At 64.2% G+C, this 15,627-nt stretch carries 16 protein-coding genes; 7 read left to right on the top strand and 9 right to left on the bottom strand.

The features are described 5' to 3' along the window. Positions 1 to 351 precede the first annotated feature (351 nt). The 5 genes from cydX to rpoH all read right to left on the bottom strand — a co-directional run bounded on the left by cydX (position 352) and on the right by rpoH (position 4,933). Positions 352 to 465 carry a cytochrome bd-I oxidase subunit CydX gene (cydX, locus tag BSIN_RS18415; protein WP_059569674.1) on the bottom strand — a complete coding sequence of 38 codons (114 nt, stop codon included), beginning with the start codon at positions 463 to 465 and terminating at the stop codon, positions 352 to 354. 100 nt (positions 466 to 565) lie between these two features. Then, a complete protein-coding gene (gene cydB / locus BSIN_RS18410; RefSeq protein WP_089341522.1) occupies positions 566 to 1,702 on the bottom strand; it encodes a cytochrome d ubiquinol oxidase subunit II in 1,137 nt (378 codons plus the stop codon). Between the two features lie 37 nt (positions 1,703 to 1,739). After that, positions 1,740 to 3,335: a cytochrome ubiquinol oxidase subunit I gene (locus BSIN_RS18405; protein ID WP_089341521.1), complete on the bottom strand. Its 1,596-nt coding sequence runs from the start codon at positions 3,333 to 3,335 to the stop codon at positions 1,740 to 1,742. Next, a complete protein-coding gene (gene cydP, locus BSIN_RS18400; RefSeq protein ID WP_089341563.1) occupies positions 3,322 to 3,600 on the bottom strand; it encodes a cytochrome oxidase putative small subunit CydP in 279 nt (92 codons plus the stop codon). The genes BSIN_RS18405 and cydP overlap by 14 nt, the downstream gene beginning before the upstream one ends. A gap of 397 nt (positions 3,601 to 3,997) precedes the next feature. Next, complete coding sequence (gene rpoH, locus BSIN_RS18395; RefSeq protein ID WP_089341520.1) at positions 3,998 to 4,933, bottom strand: RNA polymerase sigma factor RpoH; 936 nt, start codon at positions 4,931 to 4,933, stop codon at positions 3,998 to 4,000. Between the two features lie 372 nt (positions 4,934 to 5,305). On the opposite strand from rpoH, the gene BSIN_RS18390 reads away from it, so the two are divergent. The 3 genes from BSIN_RS18390 (at position 5,306) to BSIN_RS25515 (ending at position 6,674) form a co-directional block, all read left to right on the top strand. Beyond that, positions 5,306 to 5,878: an acyloxyacyl hydrolase gene (locus tag BSIN_RS18390; protein ID WP_059517751.1), complete on the top strand. Its 573-nt coding sequence runs from the start codon at positions 5,306 to 5,308 to the stop codon at positions 5,876 to 5,878. Positions 5,879 to 5,918: 40 nt separating this feature from the next. Beyond that, positions 5,919 to 6,305, top strand: a complete 387-nt coding sequence (locus BSIN_RS18385; RefSeq protein ID WP_059518030.1) for a nuclear transport factor 2 family protein — start codon at positions 5,919 to 5,921, stop codon at positions 6,303 to 6,305. Positions 6,306 to 6,377: 72 nt separating this feature from the next. Further along, the gene (locus tag BSIN_RS25515; protein ID WP_143757490.1) at positions 6,378 to 6,674 is read left to right on the top strand and encodes a hypothetical protein; all 297 of its coding nucleotides are present in this window, start codon (positions 6,378 to 6,380) and stop codon (positions 6,672 to 6,674) included. A 128-nt stretch (positions 6,675 to 6,802) separates the two neighbouring features. Here the strand turns inward: BSIN_RS25515 and leuA are convergent, their stop codons facing one another. Together leuA and ybiB are read right to left on the bottom strand one after the other, a co-directional pair. Beyond that, a complete protein-coding gene (gene leuA / locus BSIN_RS18380) occupies positions 6,803 to 8,443 on the bottom strand; it encodes a 2-isopropylmalate synthase (RefSeq protein WP_089341519.1) in 1,641 nt (546 codons plus the stop codon). 385 nt (positions 8,444 to 8,828) lie between these two features. Next, positions 8,829 to 9,809 (bottom strand): DNA-binding protein YbiB, encoded by a 981-nt coding sequence (gene ybiB / locus BSIN_RS18370; RefSeq protein ID WP_059517753.1) that lies wholly within the window; start codon positions 9,807 to 9,809, stop codon positions 8,829 to 8,831. 614 nt (positions 9,810 to 10,423) lie between these two features. Here ybiB and maiA point away from each other — a divergent pair. Further along, positions 10,424 to 11,071 carry a maleylacetoacetate isomerase gene (maiA, locus tag BSIN_RS18365; protein ID WP_089341562.1) on the top strand — a complete coding sequence of 216 codons (648 nt, stop codon included), beginning with the start codon at positions 10,424 to 10,426 and terminating at the stop codon, positions 11,069 to 11,071. 161 nt (positions 11,072 to 11,232) lie between these two features. Here the strand turns inward: maiA and ftsY are convergent, their stop codons facing one another. Then, positions 11,233 to 12,495, bottom strand: a complete 1,263-nt coding sequence (ftsY, locus tag BSIN_RS18360; RefSeq protein ID WP_089341561.1) for a signal recognition particle-docking protein FtsY — start codon at positions 12,493 to 12,495, stop codon at positions 11,233 to 11,235. 250 nt (positions 12,496 to 12,745) lie between these two features. Between ftsY and rsmD the strand changes: the two genes are divergently transcribed. The 3 genes from rsmD (at position 12,746) to BSIN_RS18345 (ending at position 14,332) form a co-directional block, all read left to right on the top strand. Then, positions 12,746 to 13,375: a 16S rRNA (guanine(966)-N(2))-methyltransferase RsmD gene (rsmD, locus tag BSIN_RS18355; RefSeq protein ID WP_089341518.1), complete on the top strand. Its 630-nt coding sequence runs from the start codon at positions 12,746 to 12,748 to the stop codon at positions 13,373 to 13,375. A gap of 132 nt (positions 13,376 to 13,507) precedes the next feature. After that, on the top strand, positions 13,508 to 14,008 hold the full coding sequence (gene coaD, locus BSIN_RS18350; protein WP_059517759.1) for a pantetheine-phosphate adenylyltransferase: 501 nt from the start codon (positions 13,508 to 13,510) through the stop codon (positions 14,006 to 14,008). 57 nt (positions 14,009 to 14,065) lie between these two features. Beyond that, on the top strand, positions 14,066 to 14,332 hold the full coding sequence (locus tag BSIN_RS18345; RefSeq protein ID WP_069235011.1) for a YfhL family 4Fe-4S dicluster ferredoxin: 267 nt from the start codon (positions 14,066 to 14,068) through the stop codon (positions 14,330 to 14,332). Positions 14,333 to 14,485: 153 nt separating this feature from the next. On the opposite strand, the gene hisC is transcribed toward BSIN_RS18345, so the two are convergent. After that, positions 14,486 to 15,553 carry a histidinol-phosphate transaminase gene (gene hisC, locus BSIN_RS18340; RefSeq protein WP_089341517.1) on the bottom strand — a complete coding sequence of 356 codons (1,068 nt, stop codon included), beginning with the start codon at positions 15,551 to 15,553 and terminating at the stop codon, positions 14,486 to 14,488. Positions 15,554 to 15,627 lie beyond the last annotated feature (74 nt).

Raw genomic sequence — 15,627 nt, 5'->3', positions numbered from 1 at the left:
ATTACGTCGCTGCAATCGGGTCTTTCAAGGAAGCGGGAAAAAGGCCGCCGCGAGCGGGCCGTGGCGAAAGCGGCGGCGCAGGCCGAACGGGAACTGGGATGCCTCCTCCGCCAATGGGATGCGGCCTGTCGACAGCCTCCAGAGGATCTTATGAAACCTTTTATTGGTGTTCAAGTGGTATTAATTTGGATTTGTATTGGCATTGGATTTGGCGAAAAAAAAGCTCTCGCGTGAGGCGAGAGCGTGGTTTGTTGCAAGCGATCGATCGTTTGATCGCATGAGGCGGTGGAGCGCGGACGTTCGCGCGGCGCTTGGCTGCGTACGCCTGCGCCGTGGCGCGTGCGCTGCCCGTCATGCCCGTGTTACACCCGAGCCGCGTTTCTGACGCGCCTCGAGCCACATTGCATTGATCGTGCCGAATGCGAGCGCGACGCCGATGCCGAGAATCCAACTGAAGTACCACATGATTCGACTCCTTCCGATTTCTTGCTTCTTGCGAACGGTTCCAACGCTGCGCGAATCCGGCGCTGCCGCCCAAGCGGACCGGCGCCGGTCGAGCGCAACGTTAATACATTGAATGCCGGTTTTCGTTGAGCACGTCCGGCGTGACTTTGCCGCGCACCACGCGGTACACCCAGCCCGTATAGACCAGGATGAGCGGCAGGAACACGATCACGGCGCCGAGCATCACCTCGAGCGTCAGGCGGCTGGAGGTCGAATCCCAAACGGTGAGGCTGCTCTTCGGGTCGAGCGAAGACGGCATGATGAACGGGAACATCGAAAAGGCCGCGGTCAGAATCACGCCGACGATCGTGAGGCCGGTGCAAACGAACGCGGTCTTCTCGCGCTTCGAACCGGCCAGCCATGCCGCGATCAAGCCGCCCGCGATGCCGACAGCGGGGGCGGCGAGCATCCACGGATACTGGCCGTAGTTCGCGAACCAGAGGCCCGAGCCGGCCGCGACCTGCTTGACGAGCGGGTTCGCGACAGTATCGACGGGCGCCGCCTGCGTGATCCGATAGCCGTCGACGAATGACGCGACGAGCACGCCCGCGATCGCGAACAGCACGGCCGCGGCGAGCGCCGATACGCGCAGCGCGAACGCGGCGCGCTTGGCGATCGCGCCGTCCGTCTTCATTTTGACGAACGCGGCGCCGTGGGCGACGAACATCGCCAGGCTCACCAGCCCGCACAGCAGCGCGAACGGATTCAGCAGCGCCCAGAAACTGCCGTGATAGCTGACGCGCAGGTCGCTGTCGAATGCGAACGGCACGCCTTGCAGCAGATTGCCGAACGCGACGCCGAACACCAGCGCGGGCACGAAGCCGCCGGCGAACAGTCCCCAGTCCCAGCATGCGCGCCAGCGCGGATCGTCGCGCTTGCTCCGATAGTCGAAGCCGACCGGGCGGAAGAACAGCGCAAACAGCACGAGCAGCATCGCGAAGTAGAAGCCCGAGAACGACGCCGCATAGACGAGCGGCCACGCGGCGAACATCGCGCCGCCCGCCGTGATGAGCCACACCTGGTTGCCTTCCCAGGTCGCGCCGACGGTGTTGACGACAATACGGCGCTCGTCGTCGGTCTTGCCGATGAACGGCAGCAGCACGGTCGCGCCCATGTCGAAGCCGTCGGTCAGCGAGAAGCCAATGATCAGCGCGCCGACGAGCACCCACCAGATCACCTTGAGAGTTGCGTAGTCCATAGCGATTCCTTGTCCGAATTCGATCGTGCGGCGCGCATCACGCGGCCGTCTTGCCGACGGCGTTGCCAAGCCCGTGTACGGCCTGCTCATAGTGATAGCGGCCGGTGTGCAACGAAGACGGGCCGAGCCGCGCGTACTTGAACATCAGCGTGATTTCGACGATGAACAGCACCGTGTAGAACAGGATGAAGCCGGCGAGACTCAGGTACAGATCGGTGGGGGTGAGGCTCGACGCGGACAGGTGCGTCGGCAGGATGCCGGCGATCGTCCACGGCTGGCGGCCCACTTCGGCAACGACCCAACCGAACTCGGCGGCGAGCCACGGCAGCGGAATCGCCCACACGGCCCAGCGCAGGAACCAGCGGCGCTTGTCTTGCAGCAACTGACGGCGCGCGCAGAACCAGAACGCGGCGATGAACGTCACGAGGAACAGCACACCGAGGAACACCATGATGCGGAACGAGAAGAACACGGGCGCAACCGGCGGGATGGTCCGCTTCGCGGCCGCCTTGATCTGTTCGGCAGTCGCATCCGTCACGTTCGGCGTGAACTGCTTGAGCATCAGCCCGTAGCCGAGATATTGCTTGTGCGCGTCGAAGGTCGCCTTCGTCTCGGCGCTGGTATCGCCCGACTTCAGCTTCTGCAGCGCGCCGTAAGCGATCATGCCGCTTCGGATGTGTGCCTCGCTGTACTTCGCGAGATCGCGCAAGCCGATCACCGGCTCGTCGATCGAGCGCGTGGCAATCAGCCCGAGCGCATACGGAATGCGGATTGCGTAATCGGTCCGTTCGGCCTGCTGGTTAGGGATGCCGATCAACGTGAACGATGCGGGCGCCGGCTGCGTCTCCCATTCGGATTCGATCGCGGCGAGCTTCATCTTTTGCACTTCGCCCGTCGTATAGCCGGATTCGTCACCGAGCACGATCACGCACAGCGTCGACGCGAGCCCGAAGCCCGCCGCGACCGCGAACGAGCGCAGCGCGAAATCGATGTCGCGGCGCTTGAGCAGATACCACGCCGAGATGCCGAGCACGAACATCGACGCGGTCACGTAGCCGGCCGACACGGTATGCACGAACTTCACCTGCGCGACCGGATTGAAGATCACGTCGAAGAGATTCGTCAGCTCCATGCGCATCGTCTGGTAGTTGAACTCGGCGCCGACCGGGTTGTTCATCCAGCCGTTCGCGACGAGAATCCACAGCGCCGACAGGTTCGAGCCGAGCGCGACGAGGAACGTGACGATCAGGTGCTGGACTTTCGACAGGCGCTTCCAACCGAAGAAGAACAGCCCGACGAACGTCGATTCGAGAAAGAACGCCATCAGCCCTTCGACGGCGAGCGGCACGCCGAAGATATCGCCGACGTAATGTGAGTAGTAAGACCAGTTCGTGCCGAACTGGAATTCGAGCGTGATGCCGGTGGTCACGCCCATGGCGAAGTTGATCCCGAAGAGCTTGCCCCAGAACTGGGTCATGTCCTTGTAGACTTCCTTGCCGGTCATCACATAAACCGCTTCCATGATGACGAGCAGCCATGACAGGCCGAGCGTGAGCGGGACGAATAAAAAATGGTAGAGCGCGGTAATGCCGAACTGCAGACGTGACAGTTCGACGACTTCACTGCTTATCATGGCGGTCTCCGTGGGTGGATGCGTGTGGCGGCGCCGCCGACAGCAGTTGCGTGGCGACGACGGCAGGCGGCAGCGACATGTGCTCGGCCTGCGGATGGTTGAAGAATGCGTATTTGAGCGCGACGAGCAGGATCAGCTTGACGATCAGCACGAGCGTAATGTCGCGCGCGAAGCTCGGGCCTTGGACCCATTTGGCGATCCGGCCGCGCTGGCCGGCCGGCGTTGGGGGATGCGGCGTTTTTTTGTCGGCGAGAGTCGAAGCCATGATGTCCAGAATGACGCGATAGGCATGGAGCGGCGCCGGCTTCGCGATGCGCTCGGACGCGCGCGGCATGGCTTGGCCGGTCATCCCAATTGTAGGAGGACTCCTTGCCAACTCGGCGTATGGCGCTGCGGCACACCGTCGCTAAATGCGTGGGGAAATTTGAGTTGGCTCAATAAGTGAGCGAATCGGGCAGGGTCGGGTGAAATTTTGCGCCGCATTGACCACTGAACCAGCCGCGAATCCACGCGCGGGCGCCATGAAAAAAATCATTGGAAGCGCTTGGCGCAGCCGGACGGCGGAAGAGGCGAATCGCAGTGGCGGCCGCAAATGAAAAAGCCCGCTGTCGAATGACAGCGGGCTTGCGCCGAACACGTGGCGGCCCGGTCGGGCCGGTCTTTCATGCGTATGCGGCGAGCGCCGTGCGCATCTTTTTCATTGCGCTTGTCTCGATTTGGCGAATACGCTCCGCCGACACGCCGAATTCGGCGGCGAGATCGTGCAGCGTCGAGCCGCCCGAACCGTCGTCGTCGACGTTCAGCCAGCGCGCCTCGATGATTCGGCGGCTGCGCGCGTCGAGCGAATCGAGCGCTTGCGCAATGCCGTCCGTCTGCAGCATGTCGCGCTGCCGCGCGGCGAGCACGGCGGTCGGCTCGTTATGCGAATCGGCAAGATAGGCGATCGGCGCGTATGACTCCTCGCCGTCTTCGACCTGGCCTTCGAGCGCGATATCGCCGCCCGCGAGACGGGTTTCCATCTCGGCGACTTCCTCGCGCTTGACATTCAGCTCTTGCGCGAGGCCGTCGATTTCCTCCGGCGTGAACGCCTGAGTGCCTTTCTTGTGGCTGCGCAGATTGAAGAACAGCTTGCGTTGCGCCTTCGTCGTCGCGACCTTCACCATCCGCCAGTTGCGCAGGATGTATTCGTGAATCTCGGCCTTGATCCAATGAATCGCATACGACACGAGCCGCACGTTTTGCGCGGGGTCGAAGCGCTTGACTGCCTTCATCAGGCCGATGTTGCCTTCCTGAATCAGGTCGCCATGGGGCAGGCCGTAGCCGAGATAGTTGCGCGAGATCGACACGACGAGCCGCAGGTGCGACAGCACGAGCCGGCGCGCGGCGTCGAGGTTGTTGTGCTCGCGGTACTCGGTTGCGTACTGACGCTCTTCGTCGGGCGTGAGCAGCGGAATCCGGTTGACGGCCTGGATATACGCGTCGATGTTGCCAAGCTGGCCGGGCAGCATCGAATGAGATGCGAGCATCAGCGAGCCTGCCGATGCGGCCTTAGCGGACGCCGGGCACAGGGTATTCGGAAGGGTCAATGCGTTGCTCACGTAAAAAACTCCTTTGGAATCAGGGACAAACCCCGTTGGTGAGACGATTCCAGGCTTAATCTTAGCACTCCATCAACCGGAGTGCTAATTCTTAGAAGGCTTGCGGCCGCCGGAGTTCCCATTTTTGCTATCGCCTTTTCAAATTGATAGCTGCTCTTGAGATGCCATTCTAGCTGGCATACGTAAGCTATTGTTTTGCGGGCGATTCAAACAAATGCTGCTGATTCTTGTGGAAACAGAAGAAAACCATTTCGTCCGACGATGCCGACCGAAAAAGTCCTTTACCATAAGATGCTGTTCGCTCGAGCCGGCTGTCATCCACCGATAGGTGGCGGCGAGGCTCTATTCAACCTGAGAAGTTGGAGTGACTAAATGAACTATAAGAAGAATCGCGCTCGGACAGGGCGGGCAGTTGCGCGGATTGCCGTCGCGGCCGCATTGCTGGGGGTTTCCGGCGTTGCTTGCGCGGACCGTTGGGGTTTGCAACTCGGCGGCGGCATCGGCGACCATGATGTGAAGAAGGGCGATATCGCCGTGGTCTGGGATCCGAATTGGAGTTGGTGGGAAATCGGCGGTTGGCATTTCGCGTTCGTTGCCGAGGGGCACGTATCGTACTGGCGGTACACGGGCGACGCGGCGATTCACAGCAACGTCTGGGAATTCGGCGCGACGCCGGTGCTGCGCTTCATCAAGGGTTCGGGCTATGTGCGGCCGTTCATTGAGGCGGGCGTCGGCGTGCGTCTTCTCACGCATCCGACGATTTCGAGTCGTTACTCGATGTCGACGGCGTTCCAGTTCGCCGATATGGTGGGCATCGGCGCACAATTCGGGGATCGTCAGCAGTATCAAGCTGGTTTTCGCTTTCAGCACGAATCCAACGCAGGTATCAAACATCCGAATCCTGGTATAAATTTCAGCCAACTCTACGTGCAGTACAACTTCTGACCGGCGCGCGTATGCGCGCCCGCAGTTGAGGAGTATGGCGATGGTGGCGAAGGGGATCGATGCGATTCGCGCGCTCGAGCGCGACCGGTTTCGTGCGATGGTCGACGGCGACGGCGAGGCGCTCGATGCGTTGTTGTCCGACGGTGTCTACTTCGTGCACACGAACGGCAAGCGCGAAACCAAGCAGCAGTTCATCGACGCGATCGTGACCGGCCGTCGCCGCTATCGGCAGATCGAGATTCAGTCACAGGACGTGCTGCCGCTCGGCGAGGCCACTTTCGTCGTCGCCGGGCGCGCGCTGGTCGAAATGGAAACCAACAACGGCGGTTTGGTGTTTCCGATCGCGTACACCGCGGTGCAGACGCAGGAGAAAGGCCGCTGGCGCCTTCTCGCGTGGCAGGCAACCCGCTGCGCGACCGAGGGCTAGAAAGAAGTCCCTCGTGCCCGTGACGGGCTTGCGCGGACGGCCAAGTCGGCGAAAGCACTCAATTCGGCGAATATGCGTTTGCGCCTGCCGATTCCGCCGGCGCAGCTCACTGCTGCGATCGTCGTTCGTGGCTATCGTGCACCTCTTCCGGCGCGGTATCGCTATTGCCGGGCAAACGCGTGCGCGCGCGCCCGCTACGGGGATGCACACGCGTGCATATCCGGCGGCCATTTTTCCCGAAGCGCCGGTGGGTTATTGCCGATTATTTTTATTGAGTTGGGTTTTGTGGTTTTTGGCGAGTTTTCGATCGAAACAAGAAGGATTGACGGGCCCCTGATCGGGGCCTTTTCGTTTGCAGCGGCTTCGTGAGCCGCGATTTCGCGCCGGCGCCGCGGATCTCGCCTGCGCCGGCAACGCGCGCCGTGGTGCGCCGCGCGTTACAGCCCGTACTGGCCGGTTCGCTCGTGCTTGATGGTGACGGCGTGCGCCCGAGCCGCTCAGGCGGCTGCCCGCCGCTTGTCACGGCTCCATGCCGAGCGGTTGATCGCGCTCACGACCGCCTCCGTGCCTGCGGCGGCCGGATCGCGGTGAACGCCGACGCCATGCCGCAGCGTCGCGCCGCCGACCTTTGCGCCGACGAATACCGCGATGTCGCCTTGTGCGGTGCGCTCGACCTCACACGACACCACCTCGATTGCCACGCCTGCCGCCGCGGCGAATGCGGCGGCCGACTGCCGCACCGCGCTTGGCGCGTCAGCGGCGGGCGCAAGCGCGATCTCGCGATTGAGCCAGCTCGCCGATGCGCCAGCCCGCGCGGCGGGCCCGGCCGTTTGCAGATACTCGCTCGCGAAGAGCGTACAGATTGCGTCCGCGGTCATTTCCTCACCCGAAGCGTCGGCCGAGGCCTGCACGACGTGGCTGAATTCGATCTGCACGCGGCGCGGCGGCGTAAACCCCATCCCGCGCTCGAGCAGATAGGTCGCGCCGCCCTTGCCGGATTGGCTGTTCACGCGAATCACCGCGTCATAGCTGCGGCCGAGATCGGCGGGATCGATCGGCAGATAGGGCACCTCCCAGCGCGCGTCGGGCTGCTGCTGCGCGAAGCCCTTGCGGATCGCATCCTGATGCGAGCCCGAGAACGCGGTGAAAACGAGATCGCCCGCGTAAGGATGGCGTGGATGCACGGGAATCTGGTTGCAGCGCTCGACGGTGTGCCGCACCGCGTCGATATCGGAGAAATCGAGACCCGGATCGATGCCCTGCGTGTACAGGTTCAGCGCGAGCGTGACGAGGTCGACGTTGCCGGTGCGCTCGCCGTTGCCGAACAGGCAGCCCTCGATGCGCTCCGCGCCCGCGAGCAGCGCGAGTTCGGCCGCGGCCACGGCGGTACCGCGATCGTTGTGCGGATGCACGGACAGCACGATGCTGTCCCGGTAGCTGAGATGGCGGTCCATCCACTCGATCTGGTCGGCGAACACGTTCGGCGTGGCCGCTTCGACGGTCGCGGGCAGGTTCACGATCATCTTGCGCTCGCGCGTGGGCCGCCAAGTTTGCGCAACCGCGTCGCACACCTCGCGCGCGAACGACAGCTCGGTCATGCTGAACGTCTCGGGCGAGTATTGAAAGGTCCAATGCGTGCCGGGGCGCGCCCGCGCGTGCTCCTTGATGAGCCGGGTGCCGTCGACGGCGAGCGCCTTCACTTCTTCCTTCGACGCGCCAAATACGATCCGGCGAAACGACGGGCAGATTGCGTTGTACAGATGGACGATCGCGCGCGGCGCGCCTTCGAGCGCGTCGAACGTGCGCGCGATCAGATCCTCGCGCGATTGCACGAGCACTTCGATCGTCACGTCGTCGGGAATGCGTTTTTCGACGATCAGCTTGCGCACGAAATCGAAGTCGGTCTGCGAAGCCGACGGAAACCCGACTTCGATTTCCTTGAAGCCGATCGCGACGAGCCTCTCGAAAAACTCGAGCTTCTTGTCGATGCTCATCGGCTCGATGAGTGCCTGATTGCCGTCGCGCAGATCGGTGCTCATCCAGACCGGCGCGCGCTCGATCGTGCGGCTCGGCCATCGGCGTGCGTTGATGCGCACGGGTTCGAACGGTCGGTATTTGTCGGCGGGATTGCGTTGCATCGTGACCTCGAGTGTCGAGTCGCGAGCGAAGACAATGACGGCATGACGCGCCGGTAGGCGCCGCCTGCGCACGCTCATGCCGGATTGCATGACGCACGCGGGAATCTTCGCATTTCGCCCGACGGATCGACGGACGAAGGCTGACGACTATGGGTTGTAAAAAACAGCGAGAAGGAAACTGCGGGAACTGCTAAGGGCGGGACCGCGCCGGTGCGGCACGGCGCCACGACAGCTTTACGCTAGTCGTAGCGATAGCGGCCGCGCTAGGCGGCCGGAAGTAATTCGGAGGGTGTTCTGATAGGAACGCATGGCGACAACTCTATGCGAAGTTCGCGGGGGCTGTCAATCATGCGCGCCAAGCGCCGTGCGGCAGCGCACTCGGCGTTTATTCGACGATTCGCGCGAGCCGCACGATCGTCTCGACCTGCGTGGCGATCGTGATCGGCACCGGGATTTCGCCGCGCATGACGGCATCGGTCCAGGCGGCTGTCGTGGCCGCGTCGCGCGATTCGGGCAACTCGGCGGGCGGCGCATCGGGTGACGAGCGTACCGGCTCGACGACCGTCTCGCACAGTCCGTCATGCAGCCAGTCGATCTGCACCTGGCGGCGCGTGTCGGCGACCGCCTCGCCTTCGGTGCCGCGAGCGAGCAGCGCGCCGCCGGCGGCTGCCGGCGGATGGTTGCGAAACAGTTCGATGAGGCTGTCACGGTACGGCGGGTGGGTGTAGTTGACGAGGCGTAGCCCAGCCGGTTCGAACGGCTGCAGCAGCTTGACGATCGTGTGCGTCGAATTGCGCACGCCCAGCACGCGGCGTAGCGCGATCAGGCGCGCGAGCTTCGGCGCGAGCACGCCGATCGGCGCGAAGGCGACGCGGCGCTCGGCGAGCGTATCCTCGATCTCGTCGTGCGTGCTGCCGGGCGGGATCGACAGTTCGTTGAAGATTTCCGCGCTCGTCACGCGGCCCGGATCGTCGGCGACGCCGTGCACGAGCACGGGCACGCCCTCGCGCGCGAGCAACAGCGCGAGAAGCGGTACGAGGTTCGGCTGCTTGCGCGCGCCGTTATAGCTCGGGATCGATACCGGGCGGAAGACGCCGTCCTGCACGTGCAGCGGCTCGAACGACGCGTGCGCGGCGGCGAGCATCGCCGCCAGCTCGGCAGGCGTTTCGCCTTTGAGCCGATAAGCGATCAGGACCGCGCCGAGTTCGACGTCCGACACGTGGCCGTCCAGTATCGCGCGGTAAAGGGCGAGCGCGTCGTCGAAGGGCAGCGGGCGGGCGCCGTTGGGGCCGCGCCCGATCTCCTTGATGAAGCGGGCACACGCGAAAGGTTCGGGTAGCGGGGCGTTGGCGTCGGAATCGGTCATTGAGGAGCGGGAGCGGCGGCCGGGACTGGGTTCGTTGGTCGAACGGCAACGCGCAACTCGGTATGCAGGGAAATCACTGAGTACCGCATTTGTGTGATTCTTGCAAGCGCAAGTGTCTTTCGGGCGGCCATCGGCGGCTTGGCACGCCGTTGACGGATGGCCGCAGGCATGAGGCGGGTTGTTTGCGGCGCATTGCTGTCTTTATCGCACGGTAATGGCGGCGGGCGCGCATCGGGATGGTGCGAGAATTTGGCAAGCGGGCCTCGTGAAGGCTCCTGCGACGGACAGGCGAGCCGGGCTTCGCCCCCGATCGGGCGCTGAATCGGGCGCCTGCCGGTCCGCCGGCAGGCGCGGCATTCGTTTTTTTAGCGGCGCGCGTCGGGTTGCGCGCCGTGCCGGCCGACACGGCGGCATTCGCCACGTCACGCGCCCCGCATGGCTGCCGGGGACGCGGGCGGCGCGTTACACTTTCGGCCGTTATCGGTTATCGGTTATCGGTTATCGGATCGCGTTCGCCGTTGCGCAACGGGCGGAGCATCTTTTCAGCCGCGCGGCAAGTGCCGGGCAGTGTCAGTCGCAACGGCCGATCGGCGGCCCACGCAATGAGGATCACGATGAAGCTATACAGTTATTTCCGCAGCTCGGCGTCGTTTCGCGTGCGCATTGCGCTGCGTCTGAAGGGGCTGCCGTTCGATTATGTGCCGGTGCACCTGTTGCGCGACGGCGGCCAGCAATTGAAGGAAGACTATCGCGCGCTGAATCCGGACGCGCTCGTGCCGACGCTCGTCGACGGCGATTCGCCGCTGCATCAGTCGCTCGCGATCATCGAGTATCTCGACGAAAAGTATCCGGATGTGCCGCTGCTGCCGCACGTGCCGCTCGATCGCGCATACGTGCGCGCGATCGGGTTGTTGGTGGCCTGCGAGATCCACCCGCTCAACAACCTGCGCGTGCTGAAGTACCTGAAGCACACACTGAAGATCGACGACGACGCAAAAGATGCGTGGTATCGCCATTGGATCGATGACGGATTCGCGAAGCTCGAGGCGCGCCTCGCGCACGATCCGCGCACGGGCAAGCTGTGCTTTGGTGACACGCCGACGCTTGCCGATCTCTGCGTCGTGCCGCAAGTGTTCAATGCGCACCGCTTCGCGATCGACACCACGCGTTATCCGACGATCCAGCGCATTTTCGACCATGCGATGACGTTCGATGCGTTCAAGGCGTCGGTGCCCGCCGCGCAGCCGGACGCGGAGCAGTAGCCGCACACGGTTTTTGCCCGTGCGCGGCAAGCCGAGATCGGCCGATTAGCTGGTTTGCCGAATGATTGGATTGCCGGCCGGATGAAACTCGGCAAACGGGCGTCCCAAATCCCAAAGCGCCGCGCCCGTTCCAGCGCACGCGCCGGCATGATTGCGCGGCGTCAGCCAAGCAGCGCGTCCGCGAATTCTTCCGCGCTGAACGGCTGCAGATCCTCGACCTTCTCGCCGACACCGATGAAATACACCGGAATCGGCCGTTGCCGCGCGATCGCGGCGAGGATGCCGCCCTTCGCGGTGCCGTCGAGCTTGGTGACGATCAGGCCCGTCAGGCCGAGCGCATCGTCGAATGCCTTGACCTGCGTAAGCGCATTCTGGCCGGTATTCGCGTCGATCACGAGCAGGACTTCATGCGGCGCGCTGTCGTGCGCCTTGCCGATCACACGCTTGACCTTGCGCAGTTCCTCCATCAGATGGAGTTGCGTCGGCAGGCGGCCCGCCGTGTCGGCCATCATCACGTCGATTTTGCGCGCGCGCGCCGCGCCGACCGCGTCGAAGATCACCGCGGCCGGATCGCCGCTTTCCTGCTGAACGACGGTCACGTTGTTGCGCTCGCCCCAGATCGCGAGTTGCTCGCGCGCGGCCGCGCGAAACGTATCGCCCGCCGCGAGCAGCACCGACTGATCGAAGCGTTGCAGATGCTTCGCGAGCTTGCCGATGCTCGTTGTCTTGCCCGCACCGTTGACGCCCGCGATCATCATCACGAGCGGCTGCGCGCGGCCTAGCACGAGCGATTTCTCGAGCGGCGCCAATAGCTCGACGATCAGGTCGCGCAACGCGCGCTTGACTTGCTGCGGATCGGTCAGGCGAGCCGCGCGCACTTTTTCGCGCAGCGCGGTGAGCAAATGCTCGGTCGCGTCGATGCCGGCGTCGGACATCAGCAGCGCCGTTTCGAGTTCTTCATAGAGCGCGTCGTCGATTTTCGTGTTGACGAACACGCTTGTGATGTTCGAACTCGTTTTCGCGAGACCCGATTTCAGCCGCGTCAGCCACGATTTTTTCGCGGCCGGCTCGGCAGCGGGCGGCGGTACGATTTCGACCGTTTCGACCACTTCGCCGTCGCGGTTCGCGGATGGCGTGACCGTCACCACGACGGATGGTGACGCTGCGGCGGGCGTGGCGGCCGAGCCGTCTGCGGCGGGCACGGCAGCGGAGGTAGCGGGTATCGGCGGCACGGAGCCGGCTGCCGGCGCATCTTCGTGCGCGGCGGCATCCGCGTGCGCTTCGGGTACAACTGCCGGCGCCGCTTCGTCGCGCGCGTCGTGTTGCGCAAGCTCGTCTGCCGGATGGTCCGCGTCGGGCGTTGGTTGCGGCTCGGCCGATGTGGCTTCGGGCGCTTTCCTGAATCGTTTGAAAAAGCTGAACATGATTTTGCTTGCGGAAAGAGGCGGGGCGGGCGCGGCACCGGTCGGCCGGCCCGATGCGAGCATCTGAAGGCGCGCCGCCAAGCGCGCCTGAAGCGCGATATTTTATCAGGCGCATGCGGTTCGCCGCTCGCGCGCGGCAAAGGGCGCGCGCCGCTTGTGGTAACGTGCGCGTCATTGCGGTGCGCGGTGCGCAGCTTGTGCTGCGGCGCGGGCTGTTTCCAGCGTTTTTCGTTCGTATCGAATTCTTCGTATGTCCCGTACTTCTCCGGCGCGGCCTTGCGCGCCACGCGCTGCGGCAGCGGCAGGCCGAGGCAGGCCGCACACGATCCGCATCATCGGCGGCGATTGGAAGCGCACGCCGCTTCCGGTGCTGGATGTCGATGGCCTGCGACCGACGCCCGACCGCGTGCGCGAGACGCTCTTCAATTGGCTCGGCCAGGATCTCGAAGGCCGGCGCTGCCTCGATCTGTTCGCGGGCAGCGGCGCGCTCGGTTTCGAGGCGGCGTCGCGGGGCGCGGCGAGCGTCGTGATGGTCGAGCGTCATCCGCGCGCCGCGCAGCAGTTGCGCGCGCTCAAGGAAAAACTCGCCGCACGCGCGATCGAGATCGCCGAGGCCGACGCGCTGCGCATCGCCGCCGGTCTCGCGCCCGGCTCGTTCGATGTCGTGTTCATCGATCCGCCGTTCGGCGACGCGGCCGCACTCGCACGTGCGCTTGCGCTTGCGCCGGATCTCGTCGCGCCGGGCGGGCGCCTGTATGTCGAGACGGGCGCGCCGCTCGATCCGGCCGCGCACGCGTCGCTCGCGGGCTGGCAGGTGTGCCGGCACGGCAAGGCGGGCGCCGTTCACTATCATTTGCTGCAACGCGAAAATGATGAATAATGCGCGTTCCAAACGACACGAGCCAGATACGTGTTACCGAGGCGCCGCACCAGGTGACGTGCGCCCATGTCGGCGGTTCGCGCGCGAAGCGCAGGACCGCGACCCCAATTGCCCGATGACAGGAGGCGCGACATGGTAGTCGCTGTGTATCCCGGTACGTTCGATCCGCTCACGCGCGGCCACGAGGATCTTGTGCGGCGTGCATCGAGTATTTTTGATACGCTCGTCGTCGGCGTTGCCGACAGCCGTGCGAAAAAGCCGTTTTTCTCGCTCGAGGAGCGTCTGCAGATTGCGAACGAGGTGCTGGGCCATTACCCGAACGTGAAGGTGATGGGCTTCACCGGTTTGCTCAAGGATTTCGTGCGGGCGAACGACGCGCGCGTGATCGTGCGGGGGCTGCGCGCGGTGTCGGATTTCGAGTATGAGTTCCAGATGGCCGGGATGAACCGCTATCTGCTGCCCGATGTCGAGACGATGTTCATGACCCCGTCGGACCAATATCAGTTCATCTCGGGCACGATCGTGCGCGAGATCGCGCAGTTGGGCGGTGATGTCAGCAAGTTCGTGTTCCCGTCGGTCGAGAAATGGCTGACGGAGAAGGTGACCGCGATGTCCAACGGACCATCCGCGTGAGCGGCCGCGCGCGGCGGCGGCTCTGGCCGGCCGCGCGTTGGCGCAAGTGAGATCAGTATGGCTTTGATGATTACCGACGAATGCATCAATTGCGACGTTTGCGAGCCCGAGTGCCCGAACGGCGCGATTTCGATGGGTCCGGAAATCTATGTGATCGATCCGAACAAATGCACCGAATGCGTCGGCCATTTCGATGAGCCGCAGTGCCAGCAGGTGTGCCCGGTCGAATGCATCCCGCAGGATCCGGGACATCCGGAGACGAAGGATCAGTTGATGGCGAAGTATCGCGCGTTGATCGCGCCGCAGGAGCAAGGCGGCGCATGACGTGCGCGGGCGGCAGCGCATGGCCCGGATGGAGTTCCGGCGGCGGGCTGCCGGCGCGAACGGCTCGCGATTCAGCCGGTTTGCTATCCGGCGCCGTATCCGGATACTGACCGATGCAGGCGAGCCGGTTGAGCGGACCGCCTTGGACCTTGCTCAGACGAGCAGCTCGCGCAACGCCGCGACGAGCGTATCGCACTCGGCGTCGGTGCCGATTGTGATTCGCAGATGCTGATCGATTCGCGGCAGCTTGAAGTGCCGCACGAAAATCTCCCGTTCTTTCAGCCGTGCCGAGAGCGCCGCTGCGTCGTGGCGCGGATGGCGCACGAACACGAAGTTCGCGGCAGACGGCACGACGTCGAAGCCGAGCGCCGCGAGCGCGCCGATGAGCCGTTCGCGGCTTGCGATCACCTGCGCGCGCGTTTTCTCGAACCACGCATCGTCCTCATATGACGCTTGCACCGCGGCCTGCGCGAGACGGTCGAGCGGATACGAGTTGAAGCTGTCCTTGACGCGCGTGAGCGCGTCGATCAGCTCCGCGTCGCCGAACGCAAAGCCGACGCGCATCCCGGCCAGCGAGCGCGCCTTCGATACCGTTTGCACGACAAGCAGATTCGGATAGCGTGCGATCAGCGATACCGCCGATTGCGCGCCGAAGTCGACATACGCTTCGTCGATCACGACGACGGAACTCGGATTCGCGGCGACAATGCGCTCGATATCGGCGAGCGGCAGCGCGCGGCCCGTCGGCGCGTTCGGGTTCGGGAACAGCACGCAGCCCGAATCGTCGAGATAGTCGTCGACGCGAATCGAGAAATCGTCGGCAAGCGGTATCGTCTCGTAGGCGATTCGATAGAGCCGCGCATACGTCGGATAGAAGCTGTATGTGATGTCCGGAAAGCGCAGCGGCCGCTCGTGTTGCAGCAGCGCCTGGAACGTGTGTGCGAGCACCTCGTCGGAGCCGTTGCCGGCAAACACCTGCTCGGGCGCGAGCCCGTGATGCGCGGCCACCGTTTTGCGCAGCCGGCGCGCGACGGGGTCCGGATAGCGGCGCAGCGCATCGCCCGTTTCGCCAAGCTCGCGCCGGATCGCGTCGAGCGCACGCGGCGACGGCGGATAGGGGTTTTCGTTCGTGTTCAGTTTGACGGGATGCGCGAGCGCGGGCTGTTCGCCCGGCACATAGGGCTCGAGTCGATGAACGATGTCGCTCCAATAACGGCTCACTACTGGGCTCCTGACGCGATAAAACAATGAGATTAACCGATGCGCACGCCGTGCGCGCGGCACGGGCGAGCCCG

It is taken from the genome of Burkholderia singularis, assembly GCF_900176645.1.
Classification (GTDB): Bacteria; Pseudomonadota; Gammaproteobacteria; order Burkholderiales; family Burkholderiaceae; genus Burkholderia; species Burkholderia singularis.
This window is presented reverse-complemented; position numbering and strand designations above follow the sequence as displayed.